The following is an 18,224-nucleotide window of genomic DNA, read 5'->3' as shown; positions in this document are numbered from 1 at the left end:
CATGGTGTATTCGGCGTCCATCGCCATGCCGGATTCGCCGAAATACGCGCAGTACCGCGACTACTTCTTCCTGGTGCGCCATCTCATATCGATAGCGACCGCCGTGGTCGCGTCGATCATCGCGTTCTCGAGCGCGGTCAATGGCGTGAAGCCGGCCCGTTCGCGCATGCTCGACTACGATTACTCGCTGCTGTGGGTGACCATCGCGTTGCTGGGGCTAGGCATTGTCATGGTGTATTCGGCGTCCATCGCCATGCCGGATTCGCCGAAATACGCGCAGTACCGCGACTACTTCTTCCTGGTGCGCCATCTCATATCGATAGCGACCGCCGTGGTCGCGTCGATCATCGCGTTCAAGATCCCGGTCTCGACGTGGGACAAATACGCCGGAAAGTTCTTCCTGATTTCGCTGTTCATGCTGGTGATCGTGCTGATTCCGCACATCGGCAAGGGCGTGAACGGCGCGCGCCGCTGGATTCCGCTTGGCATCACGAACATGCAGCCATCGGAAATCATGAAGCTCGCCGTGACCATCTACGCGGCGAACTACACCGTGCGCAAGCAAGAGTTCATGCACAGCATCGGCCGCGGCTTCTTGCCGATGGCAGTCGCCGTCGGCTTCGTCGGCGCGTTGCTGCTGCTCGAACCGGACATGGGCGCGTTCATGGTGATCGCGTGTATCGCGATGGGCGTGCTGTTCCTCGGCGGCGTGAACGCCAAGCTGTTCGGCGGACTGGTCGCTACGGCGGTCGGCACGTTTGCGCTGCTGGTCTGGGCATCGCCATGGCGCCGTGAGCGGATCTTCGCTTACCTCGATCCGTGGGATGACCGCTATGCCCAAGGCAAGGCCTATCAGTTGACGCACTCGCTGATCGCATTCGGCCGTGGCGAATGGTTCGGCGTAGGGCTTGGCGGCAGCGTCGAGAAGCTCAACTATCTTCCTGAAGCGCATACCGACTTCATCCTGGCGGTAATCGGCGAGGAGCTCGGATTCGTCGGCGTGATCGTCGTGATCCTGTTGTTCTACTGGATCGTGCGTCGCGCATTCGAGATCGGCCGCCAGGCGCTCGCGCTCGACCGCACGTTTGCCGGTCTGATGGCGAAGGGCATCGGCTTGTGGTTCGGTGCGCAGACGTTCATCAACATGGGCGTGAATCTCGGGCTTCTGCCGACCAAAGGTCTGACGTTACCGCTCGTGAGTTACGGCGGTTCGGGCATCTTGCTGAACTGTGTCGCACTTGCCGTGCTGATGCGCGTGGACTACGAAAACCGCGTCCTGATGCGTGGGGGCAAGGTATGACAAGACCTGCATCACAACGCACAGGCACGCTGATGGTGATGGCCGGCGGCACCGGGGGACATGTGTTCCCGGGGCTCGCGGTCGCTCACTGGATGCAGGCGCGCGGCTGGCGTGTGGTGTGGCTCGGCAATGCGGCGGGCATGGAAGCGACGCTCGTGCCGAAGCACGGCATCGCGATGGAATATGTGCGCTTTGGCGGTGTGCGCGGCAAGGGTCTCAAGACGAAGCTGATGTTGCCGGTGAACCTGCTGCGCGCATGTTCGCAAAGCCTGCGCGCGCTACGTTCGGTGAAGCCTGATGTCGTGCTCGGCATGGGCGGATACATCACGTTTCCGGCTGGTTTGATGTCGAAGCTGAGCGGCACGCCGCTCGTGCTGCACGAACAGAATTCCATCGCAGGACTGGCGAACAAGGTGCTCGCGCACATCGCCAAGCGGGTACTTGTCGCGTTCCCGAATGCGCTGCCGAATGCCGAATGGACCGGAAATCCAATTCGTGCGGAACTTGCTGAGACTCTGTCACCCAAAGAACGCTACGCCGCGCGGAATGTGAAGCCTGACGCGCGTCTCAACGTTCTGGTCGTCGGGGGCAGTCTGGGTGCAGCCGCTTTGAATGAAACCGTACCGAAAGCGCTTGCGTTGCTCGATCCGGCAGCGCGTCCGCATGTCGTGCATCAGGCGGGCGCGAAGCATATCGAAGCATTGAAGGCGAACTACGCGGCAGCAGGCCTGACATCGGATGACGACGTGCAGCTCGTACCGTTCATCGACGATATGGCAAGCGCGTACGCTGCGGCCGATCTCGTGATCTGCCGCTCGGGCGCGATGACCGTTTCCGAAATCGCGGCCGTGGGCGTGGCGGCGTTGTTCGTGCCGTTTCCCTTTGCCGTCGACGACCACCAGACAACCAATGCCGCGTTCCTCGCCAACGAGGGTGCGGCTCACTTGATACAACAGCGCGATTTGTCGGCGGAAAAGCTTGCCGGCTGGTTGCGCGATCAGACCCGCGAGACGCTCAGCCAGATGGCGGTGAAAGCGCGCGCCCTGGCGAAACCCGACGCAACTGAACGTGTCGGCCGGGTCTGCGCCGATGTAGCCGGCTTGAGCGCGCTGATACAAGCGCCGAAGGAAATCCAGCCATGAAACATATCGTCAAACACATTCACTTCGTCGGCATCGGCGGCGCGGGGATGAGCGGCATTGCCGAGGTGCTGCTCAACCTCGGTTACGAGGTCAGCGGCTCGGACCTGGCGAGCAATGGCGTGACCGATCGTTTGACCACGCTGGGTGCGCGCGTGGCGATCGGGCATCGTGAAGAGAATATCGATGGCGCGAACGCCGTGGTCGTCTCGACCGCTGTTCGCTCCGATAACCCCGAAGTGCTGGCCGCACGTCATCGCCGGATCCCTATCGTGCCGCGCGCCGTGATGCTCGCGGAGCTGATGCGGCTCAAGCAGGGCATCGCGATTGCCGGCACGCACGGCAAGACCACGACCACCTCGCTGGTTGCAAGCGTGCTGGCAGCGGGCGGCCTCGATCCCACGTTCGTGATCGGCGGCCGCCTGATCAGCGCCGGTGCGAATGCGCGACTGGGGACGGGCGATTTCATCGTGGCTGAAGCCGATGAATCGGACGCGTCGTTCCTCAATCTTTTCCCGGTGATCGAAGTCATCACGAACATCGATGCCGATCACATGGACACGTACGGCCACGACTTCGCGCGGCTCAAGCAGGCGTTCATCGAGTTCACGCACCGGCTGCCGTTCTATGGGATTGCCGTGCTGTGCGTGGATGATCCGAACGTGCGTGAAATCCTGCCGTTCGTCTCGAAGCCGATCATCCGCTACGGCCTCGGCGCCGAAGCGCAAGTGCGCGCGGTGAACGTGGAAGCGCGCGACGGCAAGATGCATTTCACGACGCTGCGCGAAGACGCGAAGCCGCTCGACATCGTGTTGAACCTGCCGGGCACGCACAACGTGCAGAACGCGCTGGCCGCCATTGCAATTGCGACTGAACTTGAAGTCGCCGATGCCGATATCCAGAGGGCATTGCAGGAATTCACAGGCGTGGGCCGCCGCTTCCAGCGTTACGGCGAAGTGAACGTGAAGTCGGCGGAAGGCGGCGCCTACACGCTGATCGACGACTACGGTCATCACCCGGTCGAGATGGCCGCGACGGTTGCAGCCGCGCGCGGCGCGTTTCCTGACCGGCGTCTCGTGCTCGCATTCCAGCCGCACCGGTTCACGCGCACGCGCGATTGCTTCGAGGATTTCGTGCGCGTGTTGTCGACCGTCGATGCCCTCGTGCTCACCGAAGTGTATGCAGCAGGCGAAGCGCCAATCGTCGCCGCCGATGGCCGCGCGCTCGCTCGTGCAATTCGCGTGGCGGGAAAAGTGGAACCGGTATTCGTGGAAACAGTAGATGAGATGCCGGATGCGATCGCCACGCTGGCACGCAACGGCGACGTAGTGATAACGATGGGCGCGGGTTCTATTGGCGGCGTATGTGGCCGGCTGACAGCGCAAGTTCAGGATTCAAAGGTTTTGAAATGACAAGTAACGTGAGCACATCCGCAATCGACCCAAAGGTGTTCGGCAAAGTCGCCGTGCTGCTTGGCGGGGAAACGGCCGAGCGCGAGGTATCGCTGAATTCGGGGCGTCTCGTGCTGCAGGGACTGCGCGATGCAGGTATCGACGCACACCCGTTCGACCCCGCTGAGCGGCCGCTCGCCGACTTGAAGTCGGAAGGCTTTGCGCGCGTGTTTATCGCGTTGCATGGCGGCTATGGCGAGAACGGCCAGTTGCAGGGCGCGCTCGATTTCTACGGCATCAAGTACACGGGCAGTGGCGTGCTGGGTTCGGCGCTCGGTCTCGATAAATTCCGCACCAAGCTCGTGTGGCAACAAACGGGTGTGCCCACGCCGCCGTTCGAAGTCGTGCTGCGCGGCGATGACTACGAAGATGCAGCGCAGAGGAGCATTGCGAAGCTCGGCTTGCCGCTGTTCGTGAAGCCGGCGAGCGAAGGTTCGAGCGTTGCCGTGATCAAGGTGAAGAGCGCGGAAACGCTGGTGCCGGCGCTGATCGAAGCGGCGAAGTTCGACAAGATCGTGCTCGTCGAGAAAAGCATTGAAGGCGGTGGCGAATACACGTGTTGTATCGCGGGCGACCTGGACTTGCCGATCATCAAGATCGTGCCGGCCGGTGAGTTCTACGACTACAACGCGAAGTACATCGCGGACGACACGCAGTACCCGATTCCCTGCGGCCTGACGCCCGCCGACGAAGCGCGCATGAAACAGCTTTCGCGCCGCGCGTTCGATGTGCTCGGCTGCACGGACTGGGGCCGTGCCGATTTCATGATGGACGGCGACGGCAATCCGTATTTCCTGGAAGTGAACACGGCGCCGGGCATGACCGATCACTCGCTGCCGCCGAAAGCGGCGCGGGCAGTCGGGATCAGCTACATGGAACTGGTGGTGAAGGTGTTGTCGCTGACATTGCAGGATTGAGACCGGGTTTGGAACGTATAGAACATGTGGAATAACGCTCGCCAGATGAACCTCACGGCCAACGCACTGCACGTCTTGCTCGTGTTCGTGCTGCTCGGGGCCGCCGGTTACTGGGCGATCCAGCGGCCGGAGTTTCGCCTGCGCGAAATCCAGATCGATGGCGACACGCTGCACATCAATTCGCCGACCGTACGCGCAAGCGTGGTGGGGCATTTGAAGGGCAACTTCTTCACCGTTGATCTGGACGCAGCGCGCGCCGCGTTCGAACAAATGCCGTGGGTGCGTCACGCGAGCGTACGTCGTGTATGGCCGAATGCGCTGGCGGTGACGCTGGAAGAATTCAAGCCGCTCGGCACGTGGGGCACGGATCAACTGGTGAGCGTGGACGGTGATCTGTTCACGGCGAACCAGGGCGAACTCGACGACGACTTGCCTGCGTTCGAAGGGCCGGATGGATCGGCGAAAGAAGTGGTCGCGCGGTATCACGATTTCACGAAGTGGTTTGCGCCGCTCGACGCGCATCCGGAAGAAGTCATCTTGTCGCCGCGATACGCGTGGACATTGAAGCTTTCAAACGGTACGCAGATCGAACTGGGGCGCGAGCGCAATCAGGACACGTTGTTCGATCGCAGCAAACGATTTGTAGCTGCGTGGACGTCGGTGACGGGGCGGTGGGGAAATGACATCGAGTACGCGGATTTGCGCTATCCGAACGGCTTCGCAATCAAGGCCGCCGGCATGCGTTTCATCAGCGACACCGACAAAGCGAAGAAGTAAGGGACATCACAGGCAATGAGCACGCTATGAGCAAAGACTACAAAGACTTGCTGGTCGCCCTCGACATCGGGACGTCGAAGGTGGTGGCGATCGTCGCCGAGTTGAAGGGCGAAGGCCACTACGAGGTGATCGGGCTCGGACAGAGCGACTCGAAGGGATTGAAGAAGGGCGTGGTGGTGAATATCGAAGCCACCGTCCAGTCGATCCAGCGCGCGCTCGAAGAAGCCGAATTGATGGCCGATTGCAAGATCACGAATGTGTTCACCGGCATTGCCGGAAGCCACATTCGCAGCTTCAATTCGAGCGGCATGGTCGCGATCAAGGACAAGGAAGTCACGCAGACCGATGTGGCGCGCGTGATCGAAACGGCCAAGGCGATCAACATCCCGACCGACCAGCAGGTGCTGCATATCCTCACGCAGGAATTCATCATCGACGGCCAGGAAGATGTGCGCGAGCCGATCGGCATGAGCGGCATCCGGCTGGAAGTGAAGGTGCACATCGTGACGGGCGCGGTGAGCGCGGCGCAGAACATCGTGAAATGCGTGCGCCGCTGCGGGCTCGAAGTGAACGACCTGATCCTGCAGCCGCTGGCTTCGTCGCTGGCGGTGCTGACGGAAGACGAAAAGGAACTTGGCGTTGTGCTCGTCGATATCGGCGGCGGCACGACGGACATCGCCATTTTCAGCGAAGGCGCGATTCGTCATACGGCGGTGATTCCTATTGCCGGCGACCAGATCACGAGCGATGTCGCCATGGCCCTGCGCACGCCGACGCCCGACGCCGAAGACATCAAGGTGAGCTACGGCATCGCGAAGCAGGCGCTCGCCGATCCGGACGAAATGATCGAAGTGCCGGGACTCGGCGAGCGCGGTCCGCGCACGTTGTCGCGTCAGGCACTTGCAGCGGTTGTCGAACCGCGCGTGGAAGAACTGTTCTCGCTCGTGCAGCAAGTGGTGCGCGAGTCGGGTTACGAAGAATTGCTCAGCAGCGGCGTGGTGCTGACCGGCGGCGCATCGATGATGCCCGGCATGGTCGAACTCGGCGAAGACATCTTCCTGAAGCCGGTGCGCATCGGCGTGCCCGAATACGCGGGCGGCCTGGCGGACGTGGTTCGCAACCCGCGTTATTCCACGGCGATGGGTTTGCTCGTCGAAGGTCGTTCGCAACGCATGCGCGGGCGCAAGGTCGCGGTGCAATCAGGATCGATGGGACAGGTTTTTGGACGCATGAAAGACTGGTTCCTTGGGAATTTTTAAATACAAATTCGCGCTGGTGCCGGCGGCTGGCGCGCGACAAGAGGTTGCCCGATCTCTTGCCGAATAACGCCGATTTTCATTCTTGACGGAGGCAATATGGATTTCGAAATGCTGGAAACGGAAACCAACGGAACGATCATCAAGGTCGTCGGTGTTGGTGGCGCAGGCGGTAATGCAGTACAGCACATGATCAACCGCGGCGTGCAGGGCGTGGATTTCATCGTCATGAATACGGATGCGCAGGCGCTTGCACGTTCGCGTGCTTCGTCGGTGATCCAGTTGGGCAACACGGGTCTCGGCGCAGGCGCCAAGCCGGACATGGGCCGTGCCGCAGCGGAAGATGCGCGCGAGCGTATCGCCGATGCACTGCGCGGCGCGCACATGGTGTTCATCACCGCAGGCATGGGTGGCGGCACGGGTACGGGTGCAGCACCGGTCGTGGCACAGATCGCGAAGGAAATGGGCATTCTCACCGTTGGTGTAGTCAGCAAGCCGTTCGAATTTGAAGGTGGCCGCCGCATGCGCGTGGCTGAAGCTGGATCGCAGCAACTGGAGGATCACGTCGACTCGCTGATCGTCGTTCTGAACGACAAGCTGTTCGAGGTGATGGGCGACGACGCCGAGATGGACAAGTGCTTCCAGTGCGCTGACGACGTATTGAACAACGCTGTTGCCGGTATCGCGGAAATCATCAACGTCGACGGGCTGGTCAACGTCGACTTCGAAGACGTGAAGACGGTGATGGGCGAGCAAGGCAAGGCGATGATGGGCACGGCGACGGTTGCCGGCGTCGATCGCGCGCGTCTGGCTGCCGAACAGGCGGTTGCAAGCCCGCTGCTGGAAGGTGTGGATCTGTCGGGCGCACGTGGCGTGCTGGTGAACATCACGTCGAGCCGTTCGCTGCGTTTGTCGGAAACGCGTGAAGTGATGAACACGATCAAGTCGTACGCAGCAGAAGACGCGACCGTGATCTTCGGCGCGGTGTACGACGACGCCATGGGCGATGCGTTGCGCGTGACGGTCGTGGCAACGGGCCTTGGCCGCGCTGCGAAGAAACAACAAGCTGCACCGATGACCCTGCTGCGCACCGGCACGGACAACTCGCCGATTGCGCACGCACAGCACAGCTACGCGCCGCAGCAGTCGAACGGCACGGATTACGGCGCGCTGGAAGCACCGGCTGTATGGCGTCAGACGCGTGAAACCGCGGCTTCGCACGTGCAGGCGCTGCAGGAAAAGGGTGTGGATACGTATGACATTCCGGCGTTTTTGCGCAAGCAAGCCGACTGATGCCTTCTGCCGGGGCGTGTCGCTTTGATGTAAGCGCCCAAAGGTAAAGGTCTCAGGAGATGGGTTGTCCTGCGTTCGTTTTCAGGCCGCGTCTTATGGATGCTGGACTGTGGCGGCGTGACCGCTTCGATAACGTTCATCATCGTCTATATTGGGATGAGATCGATACGTTTCGAACACAAGCAGCGGTGGGGCGAACGTCTCTCGCAAGGAAAAAGTTTGAATCGCTGGCGTGTTCAGCACTGACTCAGTGAAAGGCCGATCAATGATCAAGACAGGTGAAACGCTGCCGGACGAACGCCTCTACGAATTTGTCGATGTGGCGACGGAAGGCTGCGCCGTGGGACCGAACGGTTTCCCGGTGCGCGAGCGGACGGCGGGCAAGCGCGTGGTGATCTTCGGATTGCCGGGCGCGTTCACGCCCACCTGTTCCGCCAGGCACGTGCCGGGTTTTATCGACAATGCGGAGAAACTGGCCGCGGCGGGTATCGATGAAATCTGGTGTGTCTCCGTCAACGACGCGTTCGTGATGAGCGCGTGGGGACGCGATCTTCAAACCTCGGGCAAGGTGAAGATGATCGCCGACGGCAGCGCGCGTTTTACTCGAGCACTCGGCCTCGATCAGGATCTGTCGGAGCGTGGCATGGGAATTCGCTCCCAGCGCTACGCCATGGTGGTCGACAACAGCGTGGTCAAGACGCTGAACGTCGAAGCACCCGGCAAGTTTGAAGTCAGCAGCGCTGAAAGCGTCCTCGCGACGTTGGGCTGATGTGTCTTAACAATGTTGTGCTGGCGGTCGAGACGCCCGGCGTTTGTTGCATTGCCGCAACAGGCTATGACGCCATCGCGTGTCTTCTGGAACTTGCATGACAAAGTCGCAACAAAGCCGTAACGCGGCGCCGATGTCCGGGAACGCCTCCGTCCCGGGTATCGGCCCGACCCTATTTGCTTTCGCGTGAATTTAGTTTTCGCGTACCGAGCCAAAGCAGTAACGGGGAGAAACAAGTTGCAACGTTCCCGCTCGGGACGACGCGAAGGGATTGGAGTATACTTCGCGCTATTGAATACAAATTCACGATTGATTCTCTCAATCGAGAGTCACAATCGAAGCGAAAAAATCATGTTGAAGCAGCGAACCATCAAAACCATCGTCAAAACCGTCGGGATCGGCCTGCACTCTGGCCGCAAGGTGGATTTGACGCTTCGGCCCGCACCGGCGAACACCGGGATCGTTTTTGCGCGTATCGACCTGCCTGAGCCGGTCGATATTCCGGCGTCGGCATTGGCTATCGGCGACACGCGCCTGGCTTCTGTCTTGCAGAAGGACGGGGCGCGTGTTTCGACCATCGAGCATTTGATGTCGGCTTGCGCGGGGCTGGGCATCGACAATTTGTACGTCGATGTCACGGCTGAAGAAATTCCGATCATGGACGGCAGCGCTGCTTCTTTCGTGTTTCTGATTCAATCGGCGGGTATTGAAGAACAGAACGCGGCCAAGAAGTTCATCAAGGTGACGAAGCCGGTTGAAATCCGCGACGGCGACAAGTTCGCTCGTCTCGATCCGTATTTCGGCTTCAAACTGAAGTTCACCATTGATTTCCGCCATCCGGCCGTCGATAAGACCGGTCAGGCACTCGAAGTCGATTTCGCCCATACGTCATATGTTCGGGATATTGCCCGGGCACGGACGTTCGGGTTTGCACATGAAGTCGAAATGATGCGCGAGCTTGGTCTGGCGCGTGGCGGCAGCATGGATAACGCCATTGTTCTGGACGAGTATCGAATTCTGAATAACGATGGTTTGCGTTACGAAGACGAGTTCGTGAAGCACAAGATGCTCGACGCGATTGGTGACCTGTATGTGGTCGGTCATCCGTTGCTGGCGTCTTATGCGGCATATAAAGGCGGTCACGCAATGAACAATATGTTGCTGCGTGAATTGCTGGCGCACGAAGACTCGTATGAGATCGTGACGTTTGAAGACAAGCAAGCGGCGCCGCGCGGTTTCGCTTTCGATACGCAAACGGCGTTTGCGTAATCAGTAAATAGTCAGAGCAATAATATGAGAATGAGCGGCAGCTTTCGGGCGCCGCTCATTTTTTTTGTGCTTTCGCCTGATGACGCGCCGCCATTTTCGCGAGCGCTTCCTGAAGAGGCGATGGCTCGAGTGTTTCAGCCAGCATTTGCAGCGCATCTGCGCCAGCGGCGGACATCCGGGCTTGCTTCGGCGGAATCACTTCTTTCATTGCTTGTGGGCGAACGCGTATCTTCAGTGCGTTCACGGCCCAGCCGCGTTGCTGCAAATCCACCAGAAGACGCGGTTCGATGTGCCGCAGACGCGCCGCAAGCGCGTTGTGTCCGGCAAAAAGCGAAAGCACGCCCTCTTTGATGAACCCCGGTTCCACATTGGCACCCAGATAATCCGGCAGCAACGCCATCAGGTCGCGCTGGAGCGCCGTCACCTGCTCTACGCCCGCCCGCAATGCAAGAAACTCGCTAGTGCGGCCCAGGACGTCGGACAACGCCTGCGGCTTGCGCGGATCGAAGCGTTGCTGCGGCCTTGAATTCGGCGGGAAACGGCTCATTTTTGTGTCTGCAGGGGCTGGCGGCGATGCGAAGATTGTAACGCTGCGCGCCGTGCGCCATGACGGCGCGCTTTACGTGTCAACACGGACAAACATAACCGCCATTTGCTTTATCACAAAAGATGGCGGTACAGGCTCCAGCGGGGGCGCGTGCTAAAATCCCCGATTCGTTTTCACCCATGGACTGAAGCCGCCGAGGTTCCCCGGACTGGGATGCACCCAGCGCGCTCCAAGCCAATACCGCGACGCAGACACTGATCCGATGACCACCGGTTTCCTCCAAAAGTTTTTTGGCAGTCGCAACCAGCGCCTAGTCAAGCAATACCAAAAGACCGTTGCGGCGATCAATGCTTTCGAGCCGACGATCGAGCAGTACACGGACAAGCAACTGCGGGCCAAGACCGAAGAATTCCGTCAGCGCGTCGCGAGCGGCGAATCGCTCGACCGGTTGCTGCCCGAAGCGTTCGCGGTGTGCCGGGAGGCCAGCAAGCGCGTGCTGAAAATGCGGCACTTCGACGTGCAGCTCATCGGCGGCATGGTGCTGCACTACGGCAAGATCGCGGAAATGCGCACGGGCGAGGGCAAGACGCTCGTCGCCACGCTCGCCGCGTATCTGAATGCTTTGTCCGGACGTGGCGTGCACGTGGTGACGGTGAACGATTACCTTGCACAGCGCGACGCCGAGTGGATGGGCAAGCTCTACAACTTCCTCGGGTTGTCGTGGGGCATCAACCTGTCGCAGATGGAACACGCGCAGAAGCAGGAAGCCTACGCCGCGGATATCACGTACGGCACGAACAACGAGTTCGGCTTCGACTACCTGCGCGACAACATGGTCTACGAGACCAACGCACGCGTGCAGCGGCCGCTGAACTTTGCGGTCGTCGACGAGGTTGACTCGATTCTCATCGACGAAGCGCGTACGCCGCTGATCATTTCCGGCCAGGCCGAAGATCACACCGAACTCTATGTGCGCATGAACGCGCTGCCGCCGCTTCTCGAGCAGCAGATCGGCGAAGAGAAGGCGGACGGCACGGGCGTCGAAAAGGTGGGCGACTTCACGCTCGATGAAAAAGCGCGCCAGGTGTTCCTGACCGAACAGGGCCACGAGAAAGCCGAACGGCTCCTGGCCGAGTGGGGCCTGATTGGTGAAGGCGAAAGCCTCTACGCGCCGCAGAACATCACGCTGATGCACCACGTGTACGCCGCGTTGCGTGCGCATACGCTGTTCTTCCGCGACCAGCATTACGTGGTTCAAGGCAATGAAGTCGTGATCGTCGACGAATTCACGGGCCGCATGATGACGGGCCGCCGCTGGTCGGACGGTTTGCATCAGGCCGTGGAAGCGAAGGAACACGTCAAGATCCAGAACGAGAACCAGACGCTTGCGTCGATCACGTTCCAGAACTTCTTTCGCATGTATTCCAAGCTGTCCGGCATGACCGGTACGGCCGATACCGAAGCGTACGAATTCAACGAGATCTACGGTCTCGAAACCGTCGTGATCCCGACGAATCGTCCGCCGAAACGGATCGACAAGCAGGATCAGATCTACAAGACCGCCAAGGAACGTTACGACGCCGTCACGCGCGACATTCGCGATTGCGTCGAGCGCGGACAGCCTGTGCTGGTTGGTACAACATCGATTGAAGCATCGGAACTGCTTTCGGGTTTGCTCACCCAGGCCGGCCTCAAACACGAAGTGCTGAACGCCAAGCAGCACGCACGCGAAGCCGCGATCGTTGCCGAGGCGGGTCGCCCGAGCGCTGTGACCATCGCCACGAACATGGCCGGTCGCGGAACGGACATCGTGCTGGGCGGGAACGTGGAGAAGCAGTCGTCGTTCATCATCGCCGACGAATCATTGGCAGAAGACGAGAAGCAACGCCGCATCAAGGCGCTCGAAGACGAATGGCAAGCGCTGCACGACCGCGTGAAGGCGGCGGGCGGATTGCATATCGTCGGTACGGAACGCCATGAATCGCGTCGTATCGACAATCAGTTGCGCGGCCGTGCAGGCCGGCAGGGCGATCCGGGTTCTTCGCGCTTCTATCTGTCGCTGGATGATCCGCTGCTGCGTATTTTCGCGGGTGATCGTGTGCGTTCCATCATGGACCGCCTGAAGATGCCGGAAGGCGAGGCGATCGAAGCGGGCATCGTGACGCGTTCAATCGAGTCGGCGCAGCGCAAGGTCGAAGCGCGCAACTTCGATATCCGCAAACAACTGCTCGAATACGACGATGTATCGAACGATCAGCGCAAGGTGATCTACCAGCAGCGCAATGAATTGCTCGAAGCAACCGACGTTGCCGAGACGATCACCGCCATGCGCCAGAGCGTGATCACTGAGGTGACGCGCACGTATGTGCCGGCGGGAAGCATTGAAGAACAGTGGAGCGCGCCGGAACTCGAGGAAGCCCTGCGCAACGACTGGTCGCTCGATCTCGCGGTGCAGGAGATGATCAACGAGTCGAATTCCATCGATGCCGACGAAATTCTCGAAGCTGTAGTCGCTGCCGCCGACGAAGCCTACGAGGCGAAGGTCGCGCTGGTCGGGCGTGAGTCCTTCAGCGCGTTCGAGCGCTCGATCATGTTGCAGACGCTCGACAGCCGCTGGCGCGAGCATCTGGCCGCGCTCGATCACTTGCGTCAGGGCATTCATCTGCGTGGTTACGCGCAGAAGAACCCGAAGCAGGAATACAAGCGCGAAGCGTTCGAATTGTTCGCCGCGATGCTCGATTCGGTGAAGCAGGAAGTCACGCGCGTTGTAATGAACGTGCAGATCCAGTCGCCGGAACAGCTTGAAGAAGCCGCCGAGCAGTACGAAGAGAAGGGCAGCCATCTGGAAAATGTGTCGTTCCAGCATGCTGACTTCGACGGCAGCGGCGCCGCTGCAGCAGTTGCCGCCGACGCGACCGCCCAAATGGTCAATCAGGCCATGGCATACGGCGACGACACCACGGTCGCGACCCGCGTGTCCACTGACGACGTCCCGAAGGTTGGCCGTAACGACCCGTGCCCGTGCGGCAGCGGCAAAAAGTATAAAAACTGTCACGGCAAGCTCGCATAATCGGCGGTCTGAACGCTTTGGCAGGTTGAATCATCCAGGACAGGCGACGCAGTGATGCGTCGTTTGTCTTTGGCCGACTGGTTTTGTTTCTTGCGTTTGTGTTTTGTGTTTTTACGTTTCGCGGGCGTCCGTCTTTCATAGAATCAGGCGCCGTTTTATTCATCTTTCGTGTCGTTGCGTTGCGTTTCCTGCGCACCGGCACTCGCCACTTTCAGCGAGTCGCGAACATGGCCGTCAATTTCCCCTCGATCAATCCCGCCAACCTGCATCCCGTCGCCGGCGTCACGCTAGGCTGGGCCGAGGCGAATATCCGAAAACCGAATCGCAAGGATTTGCTCGTTGTGCAGATCGATGAAGGCGCGACGGTTGGCGGCGTGTTCACCCTGAATCGCTTCTGCGCTGCGCCCGTGACGGTGTGCCGCGAGCATCTCGACGCCGTGCGCGCGGGCGGCAAGGGCATCCGCGCGCTGGTCGTGAATACCGGTAACGCGAACGCGGGAACGGGGGAGCCGGGCATGGCGCATACGCGCGAGACCTGTACCGCGCTTGCCACGTTGCTGGGCCTTGACGCCGCGCAGATCCTGCCATTTTCGACGGGCGTGATCCTGGAGCCGTTGCCTATCGACAGGTTGACGGCAGGGTTGCCAGCGGCGATTGCGAACCAGAAGCCCGATCATTGGTTCGATGCCGCGCAAACCATCATGACCACCGACACTTTGCCGAAAGCGGCATCGCGTCAGGTTCAGATCGATGGCCACACGATCACGCTCTCGGGCATCAGCAAGGGCGCCGGCATGATCAGGCCGAACATGGCCACCATGCTCGGTTTTCTCGCCTGCGACGCCGCCGTGTCCCAGTCCGTGCTCGACACGCTGATCAAACACGTCGCGGATCGCTCGTTCAATTGCATCACCATCGACGGGGATACATCGACTAACGACTCGTTCATCGTGATCGCGTCCGGCAAGTCGACGCTGCCCTTGATCGATTCCACGGATTCTCCCGCTTATGCCGCGTTGCGCGACGCCGTGACATCGGTCGCGCAAGAGTTGGCGCAACTGATCGTGCGCGACGGCGAAGGCGCGACGAAGTTCATGACGGTGACAGTCGAAGGCGGCACGAGCGAAGCGGAATGCCGGCAGATCGCGTACGCTATCGGTCACTCGCCGCTCGTCAAGACTGCGTTTTATGCATCGGACCCGAACCTCGGCCGGATCCTCGCGGCCATCGGCTATGCGGGCGTGACGGACCTGGACGTGAACAAGATCGACCTGTATCTCGACGACGTCCTCGTCGCGAAGAAGGGCGGCCGCAATCCCGAGTATTGCGAGGAAGACGGCCAGCGCGTGATGAAGAAGAGCGAGATCGCGATCCGCGTCCTGCTCGGCCGCGGTGAGGCCCGTGCCACTATCTGGACGTGCGACCTTTCGCACGATTACGTCAGCATCAACGCCGACTATCGCTCCTGAACCCGAACTCTCCCATGGATAAACTCGAACAGTTTCTGACGCGTGCTGAAGCCGTTCTCGCACGTGTTGAAGGGATGTTGCCGCCCGCTGCGCCTGAAATCGACTGGGATAAGGCCGTGGCGTTCCGCTGGCGCAAGCGTCAAGGACGTGGCTTTTTGCAGCCGGTGCCGAATCTGTCGGCGCTGTCGCTCGATGACCTTTGCAATATCGAACGTCAGAAGCAGTTGATCGAGCAGAACACACGGCAGTTCGTGCGCAAGGCGCCGGCAAACAATGTGTTGCTCACAGGCGCGCGCGGGACGGGCAAGTCGTCGCTCATCAAGGCGTGCCTGAACGCGTATGCGTCGGAAGGGTTGCGGCTGATCGAAGTCGACAAGGACGATTTGCACGATCTTGGCGATATCGTCGACCTGATTTCGGCGCGGCCGGAGCGGTTTATCGTTTTCTGCGATGACCTCTCGTTCGAAGACGGCGAGTCGGGTTACAAGGCGCTGAAAGTGGCGCTCGACGGATCGATCTCGGCGCAATCTGACAACGTGCTGATCTACGCGACGTCGAATCGCCGCCATTTGTTGCCCGAATACATGAGCGACAACGAGACCTACAAGCACACATCGGATGGCGAGATTCATCCGGGCGAAGTGGTCGAGGAGAAGATTTCTCTCTCCGAGCGATTCGGCCTGTGGGTGAGCTTCTACCCGTTCAAGCAGGACGACTACCTGACCATTGTTGGACATTGGCTGAAGCATTTCGGCTGTCCGGAAGAAGAAATCACGAATGCGCGCGGCGATGCGCTCGTCTGGGCGCTCGAACGTGGCTCGCGCTCAGGCCGCGTCGCGTGGCAATTCGCACGCGACTATTCGGGCCGCAAGGCATGAACGCGGCGCCGCTTCCAACCACGGCGCCCGACGGGCGCAAGATGACCGATGTCGCGGTCGGCGTGCTCGTTCAGCCGGATGGCCGCTATCTGCTGGCGCAACGTCCGGAAGGCAAACCGTATGAGGGTTACTGGGAGTTTCCGGGCGGCAAGCTGGAGGCCGGCGAAAGCGTGGAAACGGCGCTCGTGCGGGAATTGCACGAGGAACTGGGTATCGATGTGACCGCTTGCGAGCGCTGGCGGACGCTGGAACACGATTATCCGCATGCCTACGTGCGGCTTTACTTCTGCAAGGTGACAGCGTGGAAGGGTGAACCGGCCGGCCGGGAAGGTCAGGCGCTTGCCTGGCAACATCTTCCCGCCGATGTGACGCCGTTGCTACCCGCTGCCATTCCAGTGCTCGAATGGCTCGCGGCAGAGGCGGCTTAGGGCGATATCAAGCGCGATTTGAAGCGTTTAGTTGAGGCCGCTGTGGTCGTCATCTGGCGGCGTGTCCTGCTGACCGCCGCCGATCTTGTACTTCTCGGTCGCCCATGCGCCAAGGTCGATCTGCTTGCAACGGTCTGAACAAAACGGCCGGAACCGGCTTTCCGGAACCCAGCGTACATCCTTCGCGCAAGTCGGGCATTTAACGATGGTAGTCATTCGGCAGTGCGGATCTGATAAAGGTTGAGTTCGATAAATAAGGGTTTTTAGCCCGATTTAAAGACTGCACAGTGTCAGGTGAAACGGAATGTCGGCATCGACGGCACGGGGCCTCAAGTCACCATCCTGCACCGTGAAGCGCACCCACAGCATGTACTTGTTCGCGCTCGCCTCAGGAATCAGCCGCGTATCCGACGGTACCCGTACCTGCATCAACTGATACGTCCGGCCCGACAGCATCTGCTGATAGCTGCCCTGCATTGCCATCACCTTCGATGCCTGGCCCGATTCGCGTGCAAGCCGCAGCACGATTATGGCCGCGTCGCGCAAGGGCAGCATGGGCGTGACCCACTTCGCGATATCGCCGCGGCGCTGTTCGGCCGGGCATTGCTGCCATGCAAAGTACGACGGCAGGTCAAAGCGGCAAGTCCCACCCGGAATGATCGTCCTGCTGCGGATACTGGCGAGCCATTCATTGTCCGCGAGATGCTGGCCGGTCTTGCCCTGCATCTGCCCGAGCCCGGCAAGCGTCTGTTCGATCTCGCCCAGCACTGACTCGAGCGCGTCCTGCTCGATTCCCGGATTGCCCCGAAACGGCGCCAGCGTCTGGCGTTGCCGTTCCAATTCCTTCATCAGGTCGGCTTTCAGGTCGGTCCGTCCGGCGACTTCGGCAATCTCGAACAGCGTGGTCAATGCAGCGTGGTGTTCGCGCGGGTCTTCTTGAGTCAGAAAGAAGGTGAAGCGCTCGAAAAGATCTTCGAGACGCAGCAGCGTCCTGATTCGCTCGTTGAAGGGGTACTCGTAAAGGATCAAGCGCGCTCGCCTCGGCGTTGGTCGATAGTTTCGATGCGGAAAGTGAGGACATTCTAATGCCGCATCAAACCCCAAGCAAATCTCCACGTTCAATCACATCTGGCGCGCATTTTCAGCGCCGATCGTGAGGAATTCGAATGCGTTGCATGCACTTGTTAGGTACGCGGTTTGCTCTGGGACACGGCCATCTCGATATAGCGTGCGTGCAGGAGGTCGACCTCGCGCTGCAGTGTCTGCAGCGTGGCGGCGGAGTCGTTGACGACAACGTCATTGGCAGCGGCAAGCCGCGCTTCGCGTGTCGCTTGACGGGCGATGATGGCCAGCACCTGCTCCCGCGGGAAACCATTGCGCTGGATGACACGCTCGATCTGCGTTTCAACCGGGCAATCGACGACGAGAATCCTGTCAACCTTGCTCGCGCGTTCCCCGGCCTCGATCAGCAACGGCACCACGACGATGTGATACGCGCTGCGCGCTTCGCTGCGTTGCCGCTCGCTTTCCGCGCGGATCAGCGGATGCGTGATGGCTTCGAGTTGCGCCTTGGCAGCGGGATCGGTGAACACGCGGGCCCGCATTTTCGCGCGGTCCATGGCGCCGTAGGCGGTGACGAAATCCGGGCCGAACGCGCGCTA

16 protein-coding genes and 1 pseudogene are annotated in these 18,224 nt (G+C 60.4%); 13 read left to right on the top strand and 4 right to left on the bottom strand.

Going from position 1 to position 18,224, the window contains the following annotated elements:
- Position 1: 1 nt before the first annotated feature.
- The 9 genes from ftsW (at position 2) to lpxC (ending at position 10,171) form a co-directional block, all read left to right on the top strand.
- Complete coding sequence (gene ftsW, locus ACRXB1_RS12040) at positions 2-1,300, top strand: putative lipid II flippase FtsW (protein WP_449492142.1); 1,299 nt, start codon at positions 2-4, stop codon at positions 1,298-1,300.
- Positions 1,297-2,442, top strand: coding sequence for an undecaprenyldiphospho-muramoylpentapeptide beta-N-acetylglucosaminyltransferase (gene murG / locus ACRXB1_RS12035; protein ID WP_075358585.1), 1,146 nt, complete (start codon positions 1,297-1,299; stop codon positions 2,440-2,442). Before ftsW ends, murG begins: the two co-directional genes overlap by 4 nt.
- The gene (gene murC, locus ACRXB1_RS12030) at positions 2,439-3,851 is read left to right on the top strand and encodes a UDP-N-acetylmuramate--L-alanine ligase (RefSeq protein ID WP_449492141.1); all 1,413 of its coding nucleotides are present in this window, start codon (positions 2,439-2,441) and stop codon (positions 3,849-3,851) included. The genes murG and murC overlap by 4 nt, the downstream gene beginning before the upstream one ends.
- An 8-nt stretch (positions 3,852-3,859) precedes the next feature.
- Entirely contained in the window at positions 3,860-4,807 is a 948-nt protein-coding gene (locus ACRXB1_RS12025) for a D-alanine--D-alanine ligase (protein ID WP_375507687.1), read from the top strand.
- Between the two features lie 24 nt (positions 4,808-4,831).
- On the top strand, positions 4,832-5,584 hold the full coding sequence (locus ACRXB1_RS12020; protein WP_062000329.1) for a cell division protein FtsQ/DivIB: 753 nt from the start codon (positions 4,832-4,834) through the stop codon (positions 5,582-5,584).
- Positions 5,585-5,610: 26 nt separating this feature from the next.
- Positions 5,611-6,843 (top strand): cell division protein FtsA, encoded by a 1,233-nt coding sequence (gene ftsA, locus ACRXB1_RS12015; RefSeq protein ID WP_062000328.1) that lies wholly within the window; start codon positions 5,611-5,613, stop codon positions 6,841-6,843.
- 96 nt (positions 6,844-6,939) lie between these two features.
- A complete protein-coding gene (gene ftsZ, locus ACRXB1_RS12010; protein ID WP_062000327.1) occupies positions 6,940-8,133 on the top strand; it encodes a cell division protein FtsZ in 1,194 nt (397 codons plus the stop codon).
- A gap of 265 nt (positions 8,134-8,398) precedes the next feature.
- Complete coding sequence (locus ACRXB1_RS12005; protein ID WP_062000326.1) at positions 8,399-8,902, top strand: peroxiredoxin; 504 nt, start codon at positions 8,399-8,401, stop codon at positions 8,900-8,902.
- A gap of 351 nt (positions 8,903-9,253) precedes the next feature.
- Positions 9,254-10,171, top strand: coding sequence for a UDP-3-O-acyl-N-acetylglucosamine deacetylase (gene lpxC / locus ACRXB1_RS12000; RefSeq protein WP_062000325.1), 918 nt, complete (start codon positions 9,254-9,256; stop codon positions 10,169-10,171).
- A 55-nt stretch (positions 10,172-10,226) separates the two neighbouring features.
- Here lpxC and ACRXB1_RS11995 read toward each other — a convergent pair whose 3' ends face one another.
- Positions 10,227-10,718 carry a DciA family protein gene (locus ACRXB1_RS11995; protein WP_449492140.1) on the bottom strand — a complete coding sequence of 164 codons (492 nt, stop codon included), beginning with the start codon at positions 10,716-10,718 and terminating at the stop codon, positions 10,227-10,229.
- Positions 10,719-10,980: 262 nt separating this feature from the next.
- Between ACRXB1_RS11995 and secA the strand changes: the two genes are divergently transcribed.
- From secA to ACRXB1_RS11975, 4 genes are all read left to right on the top strand, one after another.
- Positions 10,981-13,788 carry a preprotein translocase subunit SecA gene (gene secA, locus ACRXB1_RS11990; protein ID WP_062000323.1) on the top strand — a complete coding sequence of 936 codons (2,808 nt, stop codon included), beginning with the start codon at positions 10,981-10,983 and terminating at the stop codon, positions 13,786-13,788.
- 227 nt (positions 13,789-14,015) lie between these two features.
- Positions 14,016-15,257 (top strand): bifunctional glutamate N-acetyltransferase/amino-acid acetyltransferase ArgJ, encoded by a 1,242-nt coding sequence (argJ, locus tag ACRXB1_RS11985; RefSeq protein ID WP_449492139.1) that lies wholly within the window; start codon positions 14,016-14,018, stop codon positions 15,255-15,257.
- 14 nt (positions 15,258-15,271) lie between these two features.
- A complete protein-coding gene (locus ACRXB1_RS11980; protein ID WP_062000321.1) occupies positions 15,272-16,135 on the top strand; it encodes an ATP-binding protein in 864 nt (287 codons plus the stop codon).
- A complete protein-coding gene (locus tag ACRXB1_RS11975) occupies positions 16,132-16,563 on the top strand; it encodes an NUDIX domain-containing protein (RefSeq protein ID WP_086382958.1) in 432 nt (143 codons plus the stop codon). The genes ACRXB1_RS11980 and ACRXB1_RS11975 overlap by 4 nt, the downstream gene beginning before the upstream one ends.
- A 27-nt stretch (positions 16,564-16,590) precedes the next feature.
- On the opposite strand, the gene yacG is transcribed toward ACRXB1_RS11975, so the two are convergent.
- The 3 genes and pseudogenes from yacG to coaE form a co-directional block, all read right to left on the bottom strand.
- On the bottom strand, positions 16,591-16,779 hold the full coding sequence (yacG, locus tag ACRXB1_RS11970; RefSeq protein ID WP_062000319.1) for a DNA gyrase inhibitor YacG: 189 nt from the start codon (positions 16,777-16,779) through the stop codon (positions 16,591-16,593).
- A 57-nt stretch (positions 16,780-16,836) separates the two neighbouring features.
- On the bottom strand, positions 16,837-17,592 hold the full coding sequence (gene zapD, locus ACRXB1_RS11965) for a cell division protein ZapD (RefSeq protein WP_062000318.1): 756 nt from the start codon (positions 17,590-17,592) through the stop codon (positions 16,837-16,839).
- A 155-nt stretch (positions 17,593-17,747) separates the two neighbouring features.
- Positions 17,748-18,224, bottom strand: a pseudogene (gene coaE / locus ACRXB1_RS11960) (dephospho-CoA kinase); the annotation flags it as partial.

This window comes from Caballeronia sp. M23-90, assembly GCF_053574605.1.
Note: the sequence above shows the minus strand (reverse complement) of the source record. Positions and strands in the feature narration are given on the sequence as shown.

What these genes read in the sequence shown, in the direction of transcription:
- ftsW (WP_449492142.1), top strand. Translation starts at nt 2, where the DNA reads ATGGTGTATTCGGCGTCCATCGCCATGCCGGATTCGCCGAAATACGCG.
- murG (WP_075358585.1), top strand. Translation starts at nt 1,297, where the DNA reads ATGACAAGACCTGCATCACAACGCACAGGCACGCTGATGGTGATGGCC.
- ACRXB1_RS11995 (WP_449492140.1), bottom strand. Translation starts at nt 10,718, where the DNA reads ATGAGCCGTTTCCCGCCGAATTCAAGGCCGCAGCAACGCTTCGATCCG.
- yacG (WP_062000319.1), bottom strand. Translation starts at nt 16,779, where the DNA reads ATGACTACCATCGTTAAATGCCCGACTTGCGCGAAGGATGTACGCTGG.
- ftsZ (WP_062000327.1), top strand. Translation starts at nt 6,940, where the DNA reads ATGGATTTCGAAATGCTGGAAACGGAAACCAACGGAACGATCATCAAG.
- ACRXB1_RS11980 (WP_062000321.1), top strand. Translation starts at nt 15,272, where the DNA reads ATGGATAAACTCGAACAGTTTCTGACGCGTGCTGAAGCCGTTCTCGCA.
- ACRXB1_RS11975 (WP_086382958.1), top strand. Translation starts at nt 16,132, where the DNA reads ATGAACGCGGCGCCGCTTCCAACCACGGCGCCCGACGGGCGCAAGATG.
- murC (WP_449492141.1), top strand. Translation starts at nt 2,439, where the DNA reads ATGAAACATATCGTCAAACACATTCACTTCGTCGGCATCGGCGGCGCG.
- ACRXB1_RS12020 (WP_062000329.1), top strand. Translation starts at nt 4,832, where the DNA reads ATGTGGAATAACGCTCGCCAGATGAACCTCACGGCCAACGCACTGCAC.
- ftsA (WP_062000328.1), top strand. Translation starts at nt 5,611, where the DNA reads ATGAGCAAAGACTACAAAGACTTGCTGGTCGCCCTCGACATCGGGACG.
- secA (WP_062000323.1), top strand. Translation starts at nt 10,981, where the DNA reads ATGACCACCGGTTTCCTCCAAAAGTTTTTTGGCAGTCGCAACCAGCGC.
- lpxC (WP_062000325.1), top strand. Translation starts at nt 9,254, where the DNA reads ATGTTGAAGCAGCGAACCATCAAAACCATCGTCAAAACCGTCGGGATC.
- argJ (WP_449492139.1), top strand. Translation starts at nt 14,016, where the DNA reads ATGGCCGTCAATTTCCCCTCGATCAATCCCGCCAACCTGCATCCCGTC.
- ACRXB1_RS12005 (WP_062000326.1), top strand. Translation starts at nt 8,399, where the DNA reads ATGATCAAGACAGGTGAAACGCTGCCGGACGAACGCCTCTACGAATTT.